General features: G+C 33.6%; 12 protein-coding genes and 1 tRNA gene. 9 read left to right on the top strand and 4 right to left on the bottom strand.

Annotated features, from left to right (window positions below; genetic code table 11):
* Positions 1–23: 23 nt before the first annotated feature.
* Complete coding sequence (locus tag NH26_RS10590; protein ID WP_052431967.1) at positions 24–2,051, bottom strand: M13 family metallopeptidase; 2,028 nt, start codon at positions 2,049–2,051, stop codon at positions 24–26.
* A 274-nt stretch (positions 2,052–2,325) separates the two neighbouring features.
* On the opposite strand from NH26_RS10590, the gene NH26_RS10585 reads away from it, so the two are divergent.
* The 5 genes from NH26_RS10585 to NH26_RS10565 all read left to right on the top strand — a co-directional run bounded on the left by NH26_RS10585 (position 2,326) and on the right by NH26_RS10565 (position 13,880).
* Positions 2,326–3,903 carry a SulP family inorganic anion transporter gene (locus NH26_RS10585; RefSeq protein ID WP_044222742.1) on the top strand — a complete coding sequence of 526 codons (1,578 nt, stop codon included), beginning with the start codon at positions 2,326–2,328 and terminating at the stop codon, positions 3,901–3,903.
* 258 nt (positions 3,904–4,161) lie between these two features.
* Positions 4,162–8,142 carry a starch-binding protein gene (locus NH26_RS10580; protein WP_158021927.1) on the top strand — a complete coding sequence of 1,327 codons (3,981 nt, stop codon included), beginning with the start codon at positions 4,162–4,164 and terminating at the stop codon, positions 8,140–8,142.
* Between the two features lie 366 nt (positions 8,143–8,508).
* Entirely contained in the window at positions 8,509–10,143 is a 1,635-nt protein-coding gene (locus tag NH26_RS10575) for a DUF6377 domain-containing protein (RefSeq protein ID WP_044222739.1), read from the top strand.
* Between the two features lie 172 nt (positions 10,144–10,315).
* Positions 10,316–12,463, top strand: coding sequence for a glycoside hydrolase family 97 protein (locus tag NH26_RS10570; RefSeq protein WP_044222736.1), 2,148 nt, complete (start codon positions 10,316–10,318; stop codon positions 12,461–12,463).
* A 622-nt stretch (positions 12,464–13,085) separates the two neighbouring features.
* Positions 13,086–13,880 (top strand): GIN domain-containing protein, encoded by a 795-nt coding sequence (locus tag NH26_RS10565; RefSeq protein WP_044222732.1) that lies wholly within the window; start codon positions 13,086–13,088, stop codon positions 13,878–13,880.
* A gap of 616 nt (positions 13,881–14,496) precedes the next feature.
* Here the strand turns inward: NH26_RS10565 and NH26_RS10560 are convergent.
* Complete coding sequence (locus NH26_RS10560) at positions 14,497–15,219, bottom strand: HD domain-containing protein (RefSeq protein WP_242427318.1); 723 nt, start codon at positions 15,217–15,219, stop codon at positions 14,497–14,499.
* Positions 15,220–15,260: 41 nt separating this feature from the next.
* On the opposite strand from NH26_RS10560, the gene tpx reads away from it, so the two are divergent.
* From tpx to NH26_RS10540, 4 genes are all read left to right on the top strand, one after another.
* Positions 15,261–15,758, top strand: coding sequence for a thiol peroxidase (gene tpx / locus NH26_RS10555; protein ID WP_044222729.1), 498 nt, complete (start codon positions 15,261–15,263; stop codon positions 15,756–15,758).
* A gap of 64 nt (positions 15,759–15,822) precedes the next feature.
* A complete protein-coding gene (gene nth / locus NH26_RS10550; protein ID WP_044222726.1) occupies positions 15,823–16,458 on the top strand; it encodes an endonuclease III in 636 nt (211 codons plus the stop codon).
* A 222-nt stretch (positions 16,459–16,680) separates the two neighbouring features.
* Complete coding sequence (locus tag NH26_RS10545; RefSeq protein ID WP_052431965.1) at positions 16,681–17,331, top strand: RNA polymerase sigma-70 factor; 651 nt, start codon at positions 16,681–16,683, stop codon at positions 17,329–17,331.
* A 124-nt stretch (positions 17,332–17,455) separates the two neighbouring features.
* Entirely contained in the window at positions 17,456–18,643 is a 1,188-nt protein-coding gene (locus tag NH26_RS10540; RefSeq protein ID WP_044222723.1) for a FecR family protein, read from the top strand.
* Between the two features lie 108 nt (positions 18,644–18,751).
* Here NH26_RS10540 and truA read toward each other — a convergent pair whose 3' ends face one another.
* Positions 18,752–19,513, bottom strand: a complete 762-nt coding sequence (gene truA, locus NH26_RS10535) for a tRNA pseudouridine(38-40) synthase TruA (RefSeq protein WP_044222721.1) — start codon at positions 19,511–19,513, stop codon at positions 18,752–18,754.
* A 128-nt stretch (positions 19,514–19,641) separates the two neighbouring features.
* Positions 19,642–19,714, bottom strand: a tRNA-Trp gene (locus tag NH26_RS10530).
* Positions 19,715–19,797 lie beyond the last annotated feature (83 nt).

Here is a 19,797-nt window from a genome sequence, read left to right as displayed (position 1 = left end):
TTTTTAGAAGTTCAATATTTTAATTACCAAACTTTCGCTCTTTTTTCAGGAGCTACATACATTTTATCACCTTCTTTGATTTGGAATGCTTCATAGAAAGGATCAAAATCTGATAACGGACCTGTTGCTCTGTATTGACCAGGAGAGTGAGGGTCAGTCATGATTTGATTTCTAAGTGCTTCTTCTCTAGATTTTGTTCTCCAGATAGTTGCCCAAGAAAGGAAGAAACGTTGTTCAGGAGTAAAACCATCAATCATACCTGGCTTTTCTTTTTGAAGAGATAAGTAACGTTGTAAACCGTCATAAGCTACTGCAACACCACCAATATCAGCAATGTTTTCACCCAAAGTAAGTTCACCGTTAATATGTAACTCTTCTAATGGATAGTAACCATTGTATTGATCGATCACCATTTGAGCTTTTCCTTGGAAAGTTTCTCCATCTTCTTTTGTCCACCAGTCTTTCATTTCACCTTTTGAGTCGAAACGTCTACCTTGATCATCAAAACCATGTGAAATTTCGTGACCAATAACAGCACCAATACCACCATAATTTACAGCTTCATCTGCTTTATAATTATAGAAAGGAGGCTGAAGGATAGCAGCAGGGAATACAATCTCGTTATAAAGAGGGTTGTAATAAGCATTTACAGTTTGAGGAGTCATACCCCATTTAGATTTATCCACTGGCTTACCAAACTCAGCAAAGTTTTTCTTTGTTTCGTAGATGCTTGAATTGACAATATTTTGGAAGTATTCTCCTTTTTTGATTTCTAAATTCTCATAAGTTTCCCATTTGTCTGGGTAACCAATTTTCACTGTGAAGCTCGATAATTTATTCAACGCTTTAGCTTTAGTATCTTCACTCATCCAATCTAGATTTTTGATACGTACCGCAAAAGCCTCTTTAATATTGTTGACCATCTTCTCTGCTTTTTCTTTAGCTTCGGCAGGGAATTCAGATTCAACATATAATTGGCCTAAAGCAAAACCTAAAGTACTATTGGTTGTACCAAGTACTCTTTTCCATCTTGGACGGTTTGCCTCTAAACCTCTCATTTTTTTACCATAAAAGTCAAAGCTTTCATTCACAAACTCAGCACTTAAATATGGAGCTGCTTCATGAACAATATGCCATTTTAAGTAGTTTTTGATAGTTTTGATTTTTGTTTCAGTAAGAATAGAGTCTAACTTTTCGAAGTAAATTGGGTGATTAACAATAATTGTTTCAGCAGGAACATTGATTTCTTCAAGGTACTCTGCCCAATTGATCGTATTACATTTACCTTGTAGTTCTGCCACAGTCATTGGATTGTACTGTGTTCTTGGATCACGAGCCTCAACAGGAGTTTTATTGAACTCAGCCAATGCATTTTCTAAATCAAATATTTGTTGAGCTTGTTTTTTTACACCGATTTTTCTCATCATATTTTCGATGTGCTGTACATATTGCTCACGTTTTGCTACTGAAGCAGAGTCATCTTTTGTATAGAAATCTTTATTTGGTAAACCTAACCCAGCATATCCTAAGTATAAAGATTGTGTTTTACTATCCTTAAGATCTTGATAAACGCCCATACCAAAGAAAACTGAAGTACTAGAAGCGTGTAATTCTTCTAAAACTTCTTGTAAATCGTCTAGTGATTTGATTTCATCTACTTCATCTAAATAAGGTTGAATAGGAGAGTAACCTAATTTCTCTATTGTAGCTGAGTCCATTCCGCTTTCATACATGAAAACAGCTTTTTCTTGGTCAGAACCTTTGGCTAGTTTTCCAGATTCAGCGGCACTGTTTAGTACTCTTAATGTAGCTTTTTCGTTTCTTTCACGAAGTTCATCAAAACTTCCCCAACGACCTCTATCAGCAGGGATTTCTGCTTTTTTCATCCATCCGCCATTAGCAAAGTTGTAAAAGTCTTCCCCAGGCTTTAATGATGTATTCATGTTTTCTAGATCAAGAGCTTTGTCTTGAGCATTCACAATAGTTGAAGTAGAAAACATTCCGCACATCAAAATTGATAGCCCGAGTGCTTTTCCGAAAGTAAGTTTCATATAATTATGTTTAAAATGTGTTCGATACAAATGTATAAAAAAATTAAACTTAACAATTGTATAAAAAAATAAGTAAAAAAGGGAGTGTGTTAATTTAATATCTTTTAAGAAGTAAAGATTATTGTATACTTTGTTGATATACTAAATACTTTGCTTAAAATTTTGTACATTACAAATATAGATGTGGTAAAAAGCATTTATAAAAACTCTCAAAATCTAACTGATATTATTCTGCTTTTATTTCCATTTTAAAAGCACACCAAATAAGTACACAATGAAAGACCAACAAAATTTTTTTAGTAATCTAAAAAGTGACCTTCCTGCAAGTATCGTCGTATTTTTAGTGGCTATGCCATTATGTTTAGGTATTGCTTTAGCTTCAGGAGCACCACTCTTCTCAGGAATCATTGCAGGAATTGTTGGTGGTATTGTTGTTTCAGCTATTAGTGGCTCTCAATTAGGTGTTAGTGGTCCTGCTGCAGGTTTGGCAGTGATTGTTCTTAATGCTATTCAAGATTTGGGTACTTTTGAAACGTTTCTATTAGCTGTTGTAATTGCAGGTGTATTTCAAATAATATTAGGTGCCATAAAAGCCGGTGTTATTGGGTATTATTTTCCATCATCGGTAATTAAAGGGATGCTTACAGGTATTGGTTTAATCATATTTTTAAAGCAAATACCACATGCAGTAGGATATGATGCTGACCCTGAAGGTGATTTTGCATTTTTCCAATTAGACGGTCATAATACATTTTCTGAATTATGGTACATGACAGAATCAATTACTTGGGGATCTTTAGTAATTACATTAATATCATTAACGATTTTAATCTCTTGGGATAAACCATTTATTAAAAAAACTTTTCTAAAAGGTGTTCCAGGACCTTTAGTGGCTGTAGCCTTAGGTATAATTTTGAATGTATGGTTTGATAATATCCCTACTTTAGATATTACTTCAGAGCATTTAGTTGCAATTCCTGTAGCTAATTCAGTAGGTGAATTTTTCAATCAGTTTACTTTACCTGATTTTACTCAGATAACCAATTCAAAAGTATATATCGTAGCGTTAACTATAGCTGTGGTGGCTAGTTTAGAAACTTTACTATCTGTAGAAGCAACTGATAAGTTAGACCCTCAAAAAAGAATAACACCTACAAATAGAGAATTAGTGGCACAAGGTGCAGGAAATATTGTTTCAGGGTTGATAGGAGGACTGCCAGTAACACAAGTAATTGTACGTTCATCAGCTAATGTGCAGTCAGGTGGCAAAACAAGAGCTTCAGCATTTTTACATGGTATATTTTTACTAATTTGTGTAATGGTTATTCCTGAAGTCTTAAATTTAATTCCATTAGCTTCATTGGCATCAATACTATTAGTGGTAGGTTATAAATTAATTAACCCTAAACAGTTTAAAGTATTATACAAAAAAGGATTTAACTTATTTCTTCCATTTATAGTTACTGTAATTGGTATTGTTTTCACCGACTTACTGAAAGGTATTGGTCTAGGAATGGTCGTTGGTATTATCAATATATTATGGAATAACTTTAAAGTTCCTTATCACTTAGATCCTCAAAATATAGATTTAAAAGATCCTTTAGTGATTCAATTAGCAGAGGATGTTAGTTTTTTAAATAAAGCCAGTATCCAAAGAACGTTTAATAAAATACCGAATGGTGTAGAGGTAATTCTCGATGCATCAAAAAATCATTCAATACATCCTGATGTTTTAGAAATTATTGAAGATTTTGAAAAAGCAGCACATGAAAGGGAGATAAAACTATCTCTTGTGGGATTTGAAAAAATCGGAAAATATGATCCTGAATCAGATTTCCATAAATTATTTTAAGATACCTATTATCATATTTATATATAAAGCCGGCAGAAATGTTGGCTTTTTTTATTGCCTCATTTCACTGCGTCTTATTTTTTCTTCATTCTGTCAAGCTTCATTTGATAAACTGATACGTACCGATCCCTAAAAAGTACTCATTTCTCTTAAAATGGAACGCTTATAAAAAGTGTATATCCTACTATTGTAATGTCTTAAGTTGATAAATACACTAACTAAAAACCTTTCTAATTTTTATTTAAAGACAGTATGAAAATGAAAAAACTATTATTACTACTACTATTATCATGTATGGGTTGGAGTAACATCTATGCCCAGAATGATTTTAGAGAAGAATCTATTTACTTTCTTCTAACTACCCGTTTTTTTGATGGGGATCCAGAAAATAACCGTCCAAATGAATGGAGTTCTTACAATCCTGATCCTGAAGTAAATCCTAAAATTACAGATCCAAATGATGTAACTTGGAAAGGTGATTTTAAAGGTTTGATCGAGAAGCTAGACTATATCCAAGATTTAGGATTTACCGCTATTTGGATTACTCCTATTGTTCAGAACTGGTCGCCTTTAGATTATCATGGGTATCATGCTTATGACTTTACTAAAGTAGATCCACGTTTAGAATCTCCTGGAGCTACTTTCCAAGATTTGATTAATGAAGTCCATGCTCGAGATATGAAAATTGTATTGGATGTGGTTACGAACCATGCTGGTCGATTTGGTATTAAAGGACAAGCAGAAATCAAATACAATACAGATACTTCTAAAGTTTGGGGACAAGATTTAGAGGGAAACCCTTTACAGCCTAATCCTAATTGGGAATATGATGGGATGACTCCAAACCCAGATGATGGATTAATTTGGAGTAGAGCGAATATTCCAACAATGCCAGCTCCTTATAATGAGAATTTAGCTTTGTATAACTGGCCATCAACACAATCTTATGTAGATACAACAGACCCAGAGTGGTATCACCATAGTGGAAACGGTTTTGCACAAGGTTGGGATGATACAGAAAACTTATACAACAGAGCACTAGCAGGTGATACTCCAGATTTAAATACTTCATCTCCTGTAGTGAGAGAGTATTTAGTGAATGCTTACAAGACTTTTATTGAAATGGGTGTTGATGCTTTCCGTTGGGATACTATCAAACACATGAGTAAAGAAGATGTATTGTATTTCTTAGATGCATTTAAAGAGATTAATCCTGACTTATTTGTGTTTGGTGAGGTAGCTCAAAAACGTCATGAGTTACATAGTATTGAAGAAATCAATCCTCACTGGTATACATGGAGAGGCGCTACAAATGCTTCAGAACCTTCAGGTATGGCAGTCATTGACTTTTATGCAGAGGCAAGTTTCCATGATCCGTTTGAATATGGCGGCAGTTTCGCAGGTGTAAAAGCAGCAGATAGATACGATCATTTATATGCAGATCCATCTACTAACTTATTATGGTTAGATAATCATGATTTCGGACCAAATAATGATTGGAACAAACGTTATGGTGGTACAGATGAAAACTTAGCAGCATGTTTAAACTTTATGTTTACATGGAGGGGTATTCCAATTGTATACTATGGTACAGAAATGCGTTTTATGTCTGGTGCATATGCTGATATTCATGATGCTTCAGGAATTCAAAAATCAATTAATGAGACAGGTAGAGCTTATTATGGAGATGTAATGGATCAAGCTCCAAGTCATAAAATGTACAAGCATATTCAAAAGCTAAATGCTATGAGAAGAGCTGTTCCAGCACTTCAAAAAGGCGAATGGCGTTGGGATGGATCGAGTGCTGGTAATGCAGTTGGTTTTGTGAGAAAATATGGAGATAGTGAAGTTGCCGTTGGTTTAGCAAAAGACGGATCTGCTAGTTTTACATTCTCAGGTTTAACCAATGGTGTTTATAGAGATGCAGTAACAGGGGCAGAATATGCGGTGTCTAATGGTTCACTAACTTGTAATGTAGAACCTGGTTCTGCTGCAGTTTATGTATTAAATGGCCCTGGTAGAATAGGTTCAAATGGTCAAGGTTTCTTCCAAGCTGGTGAAGGTGGGCCAGGTAAACCATTTGTACAAGGTTCTCCAACTCCAGGTAGATACCTTAATCCTATAGAAGTTTCTTTATCTGCTACTTTAGGTGCTGGAGCTCCTTATTCGGTCTATTATACTATTGATGGGTCTCTTCCTACAACAGCTAGCATGCAATATAATGGGACTAAAATTCAGGTCTCAGGTGATTTAGATATTAAAGCTTTGGCAGTAGATAAAGATGGAAATCAATCTGATGTGACCACTTTATCATATAGAATAGGTGAAGTTCAAGGTTTAGAAATTTATTTCAAAAAGCCAGATAATTGGAACAGTGTGAATGTACATTATTGGAATGAAGTTCCTGCAAATACATTAACTCCTTCAAGTTGGCCAGGACCGAATATGACTCCTGATCAAAATGGATGGTACAAGTATGTATTTGAAGAAACGGAATCAGTAAACTTATTATTTAGTGATAATTCTGCCAACAAAACAGAAGATTTATTACGAGATAGAAATGGTTGGTATGACGGATCTACTTGGCATGATACCTGTCCAGATTGTGAACCTAATGAACCTAAAGTTCCTGAATTATCTTATACTCAAAATGGAGCTGTCATCAATTTGACCGCTACAGAGAATGGATCGATTTATTATACAGTGGACGGAAGTGAACCATCTTCTGCTTCAAATGCAACGTCAGGTACAGTCACTCTTAACGGAACGGAAGGAGAAACAATCACTTTAAAGGCAATAGCTATTAATGAAGTGGGAACATCGAATATGGTGACAACATCATATACCTTCCCTGTAATTCCTGAAGGTGGAATGACAGTATATTTCAAACCATCAAATTGTAACGATCCTAGTCTTTATTTCTGGGGAGTCGAAAATGGTAGTATGACCACAACTTGGCCAGGACAAAGCATGATTCCTTCTACAAGATATAGTGGTTATTATGAGTATACTATTGATGGAACATGTACCAATTTAATTTTATTATGCGGTTCTTCTAAAGTAACTGAGGATGAAATGAATATTTGTGGAGATGTGTGGTATGAAGAAGGAATAGGTTGGGTTGAGGATCCAAATAAAGAAAATTTTGATATCATTGCTCCAACAGTTAGTATCTCTCCAAATTCAGGCGATTATAGCAATAGTGTTTCAGTTACTATTTCTTCATCAGATGATAGAGATAGTTCTCCAACGATCTATTATACATTGGATGGAAGTACACCAACAATGTCTTCTACTTCTGCTGAAAAGACGGTGACATTTACTGTAACTGACGCGATGACTGTAAAAGCGATAGCAATAGATGATTCAAGCAATGTTTCTTCTGTTGAGACAATGAATTACACGATCTCTATTCCACAGGGAGGGTTTACAGTACACGCTTATGGATATACAATGATGCATCATTGGGGAGCAATTCCAACAGGAAGTATTACAAGTAGTTCTTGGCCGGGTGTGAGTTTGACTGCAGAGAGTGATGGGTGGTATAGTTTTACATTCCCAGAAACAGTACAGTCAACTAATTTATTATTCCATGGAAACGGACAAACTCCTGACCTGTCAAGAAACAAAGAAGGTTGGTATAAAGATGGAGTTTGGTATGATCAAAAACCTGAAATTCAACCACAGAATGGTTTAACAGTTCACATAAAAACCACTTTGTCATCACCCAAAATACATTATTGGAATGCTTCTGATGGAAGTAGTTCTAATTGGCCTGGAGAAACGATGGTAAGTGAAGGAAACGGATGGTTTACTTATACAATTTCTGATGTTAGCTCATCTAACCTTTTATTCCACGATGGAAATGGAAATCAGACTTCAGACTATACTCGATCATCTGAAGGTTGGTATATGGATGGTACTTGGTATGATACCAATCCTGAAAGTAGTGGAACAAGGTCTGCAGGACAATTCATTAATTTAGAAGAGCAGATAAAACTATATCCTACTAGAGTGATGGATCATTTTAAGATGAGTATCAATTTAAAATCAGTATCAGAAGTTAATATTCGAATATTAAATATAAATGGACAAGAGGTGCACCCAGCAGCTCAGTTGAGATTAAATGAAGGAAATCATTTATTGAATGTATCTGACCTTCAAATTAAAGCTGGATTGTACTTTGTGAATATCCAAGTAGGAGACCAGAGGGTGGTGAAGAAGATTGTGAAATTCTAATCTTGTTAATCAAACATCTATTTATTTCAATAAGAAGAGGGTAAAATACTATAATGTGGTGTCACTTTATGAAGTGGCACCACAAAAATAAGGAATGGACCCTACTGGCTGAAGGAAATTTATAGATTGCAAATGTTCAGTAAGTATGAAAATGAGTATTAAAATAACAAGCGAACATTAAATTTATCGTAACAATGTATGAATATTCTTAGGTGAATGTTCATACTATTAATAAGCATAATTATTTTATTTATAGAGAAATTTCGTTATAAAAGAGAATCAATTTTTGGTTCTCTTTTTTTTCATACTTTTATCATTTTAATCATTGCTACTTCCTTTATATCTTTGATAAGTAAATTAATAAATATGAAAAATTTTTTTGTTCTCATCAGTTTACTTAGTATTCATTTTGTATCAGCTAATAATGATAAGGAGTTATCGGAGTTAGATATGTTATTAAATGACAGAGAATTATTTACTCAAAAAAGAGTAGAAGATATTGCTTATTTAAAACAGAGATATCAAATTGAAAAATCAAAATTGATTAAATATGAGATGTCTTTGTTAATCACCCAAGAATACATTCCTTATAATTCAGATTCTGCACTTATTTATGCCCAAAAAACGCTCAATCTAGCAAAAGAGGTACAGGCAGAGGATAGAATTATTCAATCACAATTATTATTAGCACAAACTTATGCTTTAGTGGGGTTATATCATGAGAGTATTCAGTTGCTATCCATATATTCTGATGAAAATACTTTAGGTAATTACCAAGAATTATATCATTCAATTTCTGCAGGTTTATATAACTCACTTACCTTATTGAATTTGGAAAGTGAATTCAGTAAAAAATATCAAGAAGAATGGAATTACCATGAAAAGAAGATAGTAGAAGTCACGCCTAAAAATACATTAGCACATCGATTAGCAAAATCAGAGTTATTAAAAACTCAAGGTAAACTAAAGGAAGCTATAGCGATACTTCAAGGAATTTTAAACCAGGTAGATAAATCCAATAGAATTTATGCACCCGCCTCTTTTATGATTGCAGGTGCTTATGGACAATTGGGTAATAATGATAATAAAATTAAGTACCTCATTCTTTCCGCATCATCAGATATTCAATGCGGAGTGAAAGAACATGCCTCCTTAAGAGAGCTGGCGATGGAACTTTATAAAAAAGGAGAAATAAAAAGGGCCTACAGATATATTAAAATAGCACTAGATGATGCCCTATCATCAAATACACAATTAAGACGCTACGAAGTATTAGAAATATTACCATTAATTGATAGTACTTATCAAGAAAGCAGAGAGAAAACGAATAGAATTATGCTTTGGTTTATCGTGGTAAGTGTTGCTATGGTGATAACTATGATGTCTTTATTGTTCTTTATTCAAAAGCAGAAGAGAAAGTTAGTAGAATCGAATGAAGAGGTCAATGAAAAAAACTATTTGCTCAGTGAATTGAATGAGGAATTACAAACTAGTAAAGAACAAGTAGAAGCAATAAATAGTCAGCTGAGATCTTTTAATGAAAGGCAAGAAGAGTCGATAACAAAATACCTAAAGCTATCTTCTAATTACATTGGCAAGATGGATGATTATCGAAAATCATTACTGAGAAAAGCGAATAAAAGTCCGAAGGATGAAATATTGAAGTTATTAAAAGCTAAAGATATTGTAGATCAAGAACTGAAGGAATTTTACAAAGATTTTGATAAATCCTTTTTAAAGCTTTACCCTAACTTTGTGGCAGATTATAATTTCTTGATGAATGAAGATGCTCAAATTAAATTAAAGAAAAGCGAATTATTAAATACTGAACTTAGAGTATTTGCATTGTTACGATTGGGTATAGAAGAAAGTAGTCAGATTGCAGAGTTCTTAAGGTACTCTATTACTACAATTTATAATTATAGAACAAAGGCTCGTAACCATGCAAAGGTTGGAAGAGAGGGTTTTGAGAAGGAATTAATGAAAATTGGCACCCAATAAATAAAAACTTAACTACTTTTTAGACTTCATGATTGTATGTTAATCATCTGTTTATTAGTGTTTTGTGTTTTTTAATCAACTACTTTTTTACAACTTGTGCTATTTAAGGTGTTTTCTATACACTACTTTTGTAGCATACAGTTGCAAATAAGAATTCAATAAAAATAGATAAATGAAGAAGTTAATACTTACTATTCTATCGAGCATGTTTTTGATATCACTTATCAATGCTCAAACAATCAAATCTCCTAACGGTGATTTTTCAATGACTTTTAAATTAAACGCTGAGGGAACACCTACTTATACTCTTGATTTGAACGATCAGTCGATTGTCAAAGAAAGTAAGTTAGGACTTCAGTTAAAAGATACTGAGAACTTAATTAAAGGGTTTGTAGTAGTGAATACAGCCACTGCTTCAGAAGATCAAACTTGGGAGCCAGTTTGGGGAGAATCTAAAGAAATCAGAAATAACTATAACGAATTATTGGTAACATTAAACCAAGAGTCTACAGAAAGACTAATGAACATTCGTTTCCGTTTATTTGATGAAGGTTTAGGTTTTAGATATGAATTCCCTGATCAAGATAACTTAGTGTATTTTGTTATCGAAGAAGAAAGAACTGAATTTGCTATGACAGGTGATCATAAAGCATGGTGGATTCCTGGAGACTACGATACACAAGAATATGATTATGTAACTTCAAAGCTTTCTGAAATTAGAGAGCTAATGAAAAAAGCTTATACAGGAAACGTTTCTCAACAAGGTTTTTCAGAAACAGGTGTACAGACTTCTTTAATGATGAAATCTGATGATGGTATTTATATCAACATTCATGAAGCAGCCTTAGTAGAGTACTCTTGTATGCACTTAGACCTTGATGATAAAAACTTTGTATTTGAGTCGCACTTAACGCCAGATGCACAAGGTGTAAAAGGTTACATGCAAGCACCTCGTCCAACACCTTGGAGAACAGTTATCGCTAGTAAAAATGCAGGTGATATCTTATTATCAAAAATTACTTTGAACCTAAACGAGCCGTGTGCAATAGAAGACGTTTCTTGGATCAAGCCAGTAAAATACATGGGTGTTTGGTGGGAAATGATCACAGGCATGAGTCAGTGGGCATATACAAACGATGTACACTCTGTACACTTAGGTAAAACAGATTACTCTAAAACTAAATCAAACGGAGTACATGCAGCCAACACAGAAAATGTAAAAAGATATATCGATTTTGCTTCTGAGCACGGATTTGATGCTTTATTAGTAGAAGGTTGGAACGAAGGATGGGAAGATTGGTTTGGTAAATCAAAAGATTATGTTTTTGATTTTGTAACTCCATACCCAGATTTTGATGTAGCTGAAGTACGCGATTATGCTAAATCAAAAGGTATTAAAATGATGATGCACCATGAGACTTCTGGTTCTGTAAGAAACTACGAACGTCATATGGACAACGCATATCAGTTTATGGTAGACAATGGTTACAACTCTGTAAAATCAGGATATGTAGGACCAATTTTACCAAGAGGTGAGCACCATTACTCACAATGGATCAACAACCATTACTTACATGCAGTTAAAAAAGCAGCAGATTATAAGATTATGGTAAATGCTCACGAAGCAGTTCGTCCTACAGGTTTAAGTAGAACTTACCCTAACTTAATCGGTAACGAGTCGGCAAGAGGTACAGAATATGAAGCTTTCGTAGGAAACAATGTAGATCACACAACTATTCTTCCTTTCACAAGATTGATAGGTGGTCCAATGGATTATACTCCTGGTATTTTCGTAACGGATATTAGCGAATACGATTCTACAAGAACTTCATATGTAAGAACAACTATTGCTCGTCAGTTAGCATTGTATGTAACGATGTATTCTCCATTACAAATGGCAGCTGATTTACCACAGCATTACGCTAAATTTATGGATGCTTTCCAATTTATTAAAGACGTAGCTATCGATTGGGACGAGTCATTAGTATTGGAAGCAGAGCCAGGTGATTTCATCACTTATGCAAGAAAAGAAAAAGGTGGCGATCGTTGGTTTGTTGGTAGAACAAATGACGAAGAGAAAAGAACATCAAACATTAAGTTTGACTTCTTAGATGCCGATAAAACATATATTGCTACAGTTTATGCTGATGCAAAAGATGCACACTACAAAGATAATCCTCAAGCTTACGTGATTAAAAAGTATGTTGTGACATCGAAATCTAAGCTAGCACAGTTCTGTGCTCCTGGTGGTGGATATGCTATCAGTTTGGAAGTTGCTAAAGATAAAGCAGCTACAAAAGGTATTAAGAAATTAAAATAAGAGAAGTAAAGTTCATCTAGTTATGTACTAGGTGAACTTTTATAGAGGTTAGTACAACTATAAGATTTGACATAAGCAAACTCAACTACTTACATTGTACTCATGTTATAGAAAAAGGGACAAGTATTATAAATACTGTCCCTTTTATTTTGTAAAAATAATGAATTGGTAATTATATCGTAATAGTGTTAATAGGTGTGCGTGTGTCAATGTTTCAAATTATATATTTTCAAATATAGTTAATGAGTTTTAATAATGGTACTTTTTTAAGATTGATTTTACATTTAGATGTAATTTTTGGTGATATATAGCATCGTTTTAACATAAATAGACCTTTGTTTTAACTAATTAATTGTGATTATCGTCATTATTAAGCAATGTGTGAGCGTATTTTTTGATGAAAATTAATTATTGATAAGATTTATTGAATTTATTTTAATGGTGAGGTTTTGTAATAGAGGATTTCACTTTAAAATCATGTTTTTGATTATTTGAAGATTATTTTTGGGTTTGTTTAGTGTTATGTGTTTGTTTGATTTAGTGTTAATGAAGATGAATCACTATAACTTAAAATTACTTAAATAAGTAAACTATATCATAATTAAACTAAAATATACAAGCAATGAAAAAGTCATTCATCTACATCACAATCTTAACAATACTTGCAGCTTTAACTTCATGTTCTAATGACGATTTAAATGGTATTTTGATGCCGAAGTTTAAAAAAATAGAAGTGGCCGATAATGTTCATGTAATTTATAGAAAAAAAGATATTCAAAATTTCGATGTTGATGGACGTCATAACCTTGATGATTATTACGAAGTTAGAAACGAAACATTATACCTTAAAAATAATAACCACGATGATGTGGTAACCATAGAAGTGGGTAGCCCAGATATCGAATCTATTGTTGTAAAAAATAGTGCAACATTAGAATTTGCAAATGACTTTGAAACTTATGCAGACAATTTTAAACTATATGTTTACAATGCAGGTCAAGTTGTTAGTGTAGGACATTTCAAAGTGGAGACATTTGATGTTGAAGTGAGAAATTCAGCAAGAGCAGCATTTAATAATATTGAAGTCAATCATTTAAATGTTGAGCAAGAAGGTGGTACTTCACTGTTCGTAGAAGGTTTTGCTCGTTATCAAGACCTCTCTGTTCATAATGGCGCTTTCTTTAACGAATTTAGAACAAGTGAACATCTTGATTGGTTTAGAGATCCTAATGCTTTTAAAACACCAGTAAGAGGTGAGGAAGTAGATGTGAACTTACAAGGAGGCGTCTCTGCATATGTTTATCCAGAAACAAAATTAAGTGGTGTTGTAAATGGTGGTAGTCATTTATACTACAAAGGAGATGTTGATATTAGTCACGTAAGTGCAAGTTCTGGAAATTCAATAGATAAAAAGTAGAAATATTATATAGTTTGTCGAGAATTTATAAAAGCCTTCAATGAATATTGGAGGCTTTTTTTGTCGAATAATATTCTTGTGATAGATCACTAGATGTGGACTTTTTAAAGTTTAGTATTTCTTTTAAATACTAACCATTAAGTTGTTAATAATAATCAAAGTATAAAGAACGTACGTAGGTTATGTTCTTCTGATATTTCTTTACTGTATAATCAAAAAGCAAATAAATCATTCCTTTAAAGGTGAATGAAAAGAAATAATACATGGGCATACTTTTAACTCTATGTATTCTTTATCCCCCAGTGAGACGTTGTTTTTACAGCGTCTCTTTTGGTATTATATAATGATCTCACTAAGGTTCAATCTTTATGTTAATGACGTTTAAAAAGAAAAACTTAAAAGAACATAATCAAGTTTAAAATATCATAAGACAACATTAAAGTTCTTCTTCAATCTTAAAATAATAACCACTAAAAAAGTTGATATGAAGGAAATCATCATCAACTATTAGTTCAGTAAATATGAAAAAAGAAATTCATTCAAAGTAGTTTGTCCAAATAGAAAATTTTAATACAAAAGTTTGAATAGCTTGTGATCATTTCACAAGCTATTTTTTTTATCTTTTACCTTCCCATTCAGCATAAAACTGTTCTAGAAAATTTTCCATAACATGATGTCTTTCTTTTGCAATTTTTTTAGCGGATGCTGTATGCATGCGATCTTTTAATAACAAAAGCTTTTCGTAAAAGTGAGCAATTGTAGAGGATTCACTTTTATGATAAGCGTCAAAATTAGCATGCATTTCATATGTTTCTTCTGCATCATAAAGTAAACGATGTTTAGAGCCACCATAAGCAAAGGCTCTTGCAATCCCTATAGCTCCAATAGCATCTAAGCGGTCTGCATCTTGTACAATTTGTCCTTCAATAGAGGGCATTTCATCTTTAACACCTGCACCTTTATAGGATACTCTCTTCACAATATCTGCTACTTTATCAATTGTTTCTTGATCAGCACCTGCATCTTCTAGCCATTTTTTTGATTGCCTACTTCCTTCCAGCAAATCTCCATCGTAAAATTTATGATCGGCAATATCATGTAAAAGAGCTCCAAGGGAAACAATATATGAATCACAATCCTCTGTTTTAGCAATTAATTCTGCCGATTTCCAAACGCGGTAAATATGTTGCCAATCATGTCCTGTGCCTTCACCTTTGAATTTTTGCTCAATAAAGTCAGCCGTTTTTTGAATTATCTCTTTTTTTTGAGGATTCATGTTTAAATGAGTATTAACTTGTGGTGGTAATGTTTTATATCCATTATTTTTTTTGATGGACATGAAGCGAAGTTATAAACTATTCTCTAAAAATCTTCCCAACTATGGCACAGATTACATTAAAAGGAAACGCTATCCAAACTATTGGAGAATTACCTGCAATAGGTAGTTCTGCTCCTGATTTTTCATTAGTGAAATCAGATCTTTCAGACATCAAATTATCTGATTTTGCAGGTAAGAAAGTAATTTTAAATATCTTCCCAAGTGTAGACACAGGTACTTGTGCAATGTCTACAAGAACATTTAACGAAAAGGCATCATCATTAGATAATACAGTAGTAATATGTGTATCTAAAGATTTACCATTTGCTTTTGGTCGTTTCTGTGGAGCAGAAGGTATTGAAGATGTATTAACAGGATCATCTTTCAGAGATACTTCTTTTGAAGATGCTTATGGATTGAAAATCACAACAGGACCATTAACAGGTCTTTGTTCACGTTCTATCGTTGTTATTGACGAAAACGGTAAAGTGGCTTACACTGAGCAAGTGACAGAGACAGTTGATGAACCAAATTATGAAGCAGCTATTGCTGCACTATAATCATTAGAGGAAGAAGAAGGGGATTTAACTTTTCTTCTTCCTTTCTTAATTAAACTACAGTAAAGTGACAAAAAAAGAAAAAGTAGAAGATATAGTAAGCACATTACAATCATTATATCCTAATCCACCTATCCCATTAGATCATAAAGATCCTTTTACGCTTTTGGTAGCTGTAGCATTATCTGCACAATGTACCGACGAAAGAGTAAATAAAATCACTCCTCTACTTTTTGCAAAAGCAGATAATCCATTTGATATGCTGAAACTTTCGGTAGAGCAAATCAAGGAAATAATAAAACCTTGTGGATTATCTCCAATGAAGTCAAAAGGCATTTACGGAATGTCTAAAATGATTGTCGAACAATTTGATGGCAAGGTTCCTGACAATTTTAAAGATCTTGAATCGATGCCAGCTGTAGGACATAAAACTGCTAGTGTAGTGATGTCTCAAGCTTTTGGTGTTCCTTCCTTTCCTGTGGATACTCACATACATAGATTAATGTATAGATGGGGATTAACAACAGGTAAAAATGTTGTACAAACAGAGAAGGATGCTAAAAGGTTATTTAACAAGGAGGATTGGAACGATCTTCATTTACAAATTATCTATTTTGGTCGTGAATATTGTCCTGCACAGCGTCACGATCCTGAGCAATGCCCAATTTGTTCTAAACATGGGAGGAAGTCGTTGTTTAAATAAAAATGGGTCTGTAATTATGATCATTTGAGATGGGTAAAAAGTGCAATTGATTTTCATTTTATGAATGATAAAACTTCAAACAACTTAAATCTCCCACTTATATTAAGACATTGATCATTAAATACATGATTTCTCAATTCTTAATTCCAAATTTATCATTCAAAATTGTATATTGGAATTGAATTTTTTTGATAAAAAAGTCTAAAATCAAGATTTTTATAAATGAACTTTGATCAGATTGAAGAAGCAGAGTTGATCGAATTAGTCAAAAATGGCGATCGACATGCTTGGGAATATATAACAAAAGAGTACTACAAAGCGATTCTTAATTTCATCAATAATATGGTGCATGATTGGGAAACTGCAGAGGAATTGGTACAAGATATATTTGTTAACTTCTGGACGAAACGAGAAAATCTCAATATTAACCTTTCACTAAAGGCTTATTTATATAGAGCATCTAGAAACCATACGCTTAATTTTATTAAGCGCCGTAATTTCGAAAGAGATTATCAGAAAGGAGTGGCAGAAAGAATGGAGATTTCAAAAAATGATACAGAAGATACGTATCATTTTAATGAGTTAGAGAAAAAGCTTTATGCTTCTATTGATGAACTTCCTGAAAAAATGCAGGAAATTTTCAAAATGAGCCGTTTTGAAGACTTAACCTATAAAGAAATTGCTGATGCATTGGATGTTCCAGTTAGAACAGTGCATTATCAAATTGGTTTAGCCTTAAAACAACTTCGAGAGAAATTAAAAGGTCATGCTAATCCTAGTTTGATGTCATACTCCGGATGGGTAGCCATAGGTTTGGTAGCACAAATTATGATGGATGCAGAAATTTTTTCAGAAATTTTTGTCAACTCCTAAAGGTTAGTTGTCAGTAAGATATAAAAGAATGATTTATATGATTCTTTTTTCTACTGTGATAAATTACAAGTGATATAATTCACGACGACAAGGAAATAATAACTTATAATAGTTATCCGATACTATGGATAAAATAGATAACATAGATTGGACACTGATTGCTGAATGTTTAGGTGGCGACGAAAAAGCTGTACTTAAAGCAAAAGAAGTAGCATCATCTGACAAAGAGTTTAAAAGTGTTCTATCTGAAGTGACTGAGATTTGGACGATGTCCGGATCGCTGGGGCAAAATCTCCGAGGAAATAATTCTTCGGTAGTTTTGGAAGAAAAAGTAAATGAGATTTGGTCTAAGGTTTTAGAAGCAGAATCTGAAGAGCTTGAATTAGCAACATCATTTCTTTATGAAAATGAAGTAGACGATGAATTCAAGAATATTTGGGAGGCATCTTATTCTTTAGGACAAAAGCAAAAGAAAGACGTTTCGAATCAGGAAATGGATGCGGCTATGGCTAAAATGCTATTGCGTATGAACGTTGATGAACAAGAAACAAAAGAACAAGTGAACTTTAAAGTAGAGAAGAGTACACCTTCTTCTACTAAAGAGAGAACTATGTGGTCTTTCCAAACTAAAATGGCTACTGCTGTAGCTGTAGCTTTGGCTGTAGGTTTTAGCCTTTTTAAGTATTTTGAAGGAGTAGGAAATTTACAAACTATGGCTGCAGGAAATAGTGTAGCTAAAGTAGATCTGCCAGATGGTACTGATGTTTGGTTAAGTCCTCATTCAAGTATTACTTTCCCTGAAGAGTTTTCTGATGCAAAACGTCAAGTAAAACTGGATGGAGAGGCATTTTTCCAAGTGGCTCACAACCCAAGTAAACCCTTTAGTATTTTAACTCCTGAATCTAAAACTACTGTATTAGGTACTTCGTTTTATTTAAAGAAAAATGAAGTGGAAGTAGTGACAGGTAAAGTACGTTACGAAGATCAATCTTCTGGGGATTATGTGGTCTTGGAAAAAAATGAAAAAGGTATTCTAAGTACTGAAGGGGTGACGAAATTATCATTCGACAGTCATATGGCCTTGAAATTACGTCAAGCCAATATTTCTTTCAATGGTCAGTCCTTGATAAAAGTGGCAGAAGAGTTATCTCTAGCTTACGGTGTTGAAGTCGTTATTGATAACGAAGCTTTAAAATCGAGAAAGTTTACAGGTACTTTCCAAAACAAATCTCTTGAAACAGTATTATCTCAGGTAGCTGAGGTGATGGGATGTCAATCTCAGTTAGAAGAGAATAAAGTGATCTTAAAGTAAGCATAATAGCTTAATCTTAATAAATAGTAAAGGTCGATGAATGTTATTCATCGACCTTTTTTTATGTTTGAAAGGATACTTTTAAAGAAGGAGTTGGAATAACTTAGCTTAATCTGTTATTTCCGATAAAAATGTTTCCTCTGGATATTTTACTTCAGATAAATAAAGCCCTTGACCAGGTGCTAAATGTTTGGCAGCTCTTTTTCTGTCCTTTAATGCGAGCGTCTCTCTCATATAATCCACAGTCATTCTTCCCATACCAACTTCCATCATATTACCTACAATAATTCTAATCATCCCTCTAAGGAAGCGATTAGCTGTTATATGGAAGGAAAGGTTATTACCGTCTTGCGTCCAATGTGTAGACATAATATCACATATATGTGTATTTACATCTGCATGTTTTTTTGAAAAAGCTGTAAAGTCATCAAATTCTAATAATACTTTAGCAGCTTCCTGCAGTAATTCAAAATTAGGCTTTCTGAAATACTGCCAAACTAAACCTTGTTTGAAGGGAGATTTTTCTAAGCAGATATCGTATCTATAACTTCTTTTTACAGCATCAAAACGAGCATGTGCATCATCTTTTACTCTCCAAAGACTTTTTACAGCGATATCGTTAGGCAAAAATGAATTGATACGATGAAGTATATTTTGACCATTCAAATCCTCTTCATGATCAAATTGAGCATATTGTTGTCCACAGTGTACAGCGGTGTCCGTACGACCACTTCCAATTGTATTGATTTCTTGACGAAGTAATTTACCGAGGACAAAATCCAATTCACCTTGCACTGTCGTAGCATTAGGCTGTACTTGCCATCCGTGATAGTGGGTGCCTAGATAAGCGATTTCAGCAAAATATCTCATTGAACTAAGGTTTGATGTGAATGATTAAGAACGTTTTTAGCCTTAGGGAAAGGCAAGGTAGTTCTTTAACTATCAATTTAAGATTTTGATAAAAAAAACCGCAAAACCTGTTAAGATTTTGCGGTTAGCACGGGCAGTAGGATTCGAACCCACGACCTGCGGTTTTGGAGACCGTAACTCTACCAGCTGAGCTATGCCCGTGTGTCTTTAAGACGTTGCAATATTAATAGGTAGAACTTTTTAATGCAAATTGGTTCATATAAAAAAAAACTGAGTCACATTAA

This window comes from Flammeovirga pacifica, assembly GCF_000807855.2.
Lineage (GTDB): Bacteria > Bacteroidota > Bacteroidia > Cytophagales > Flammeovirgaceae > Flammeovirga > Flammeovirga pacifica.
This window is presented reverse-complemented; position numbering and strand designations above follow the sequence as displayed.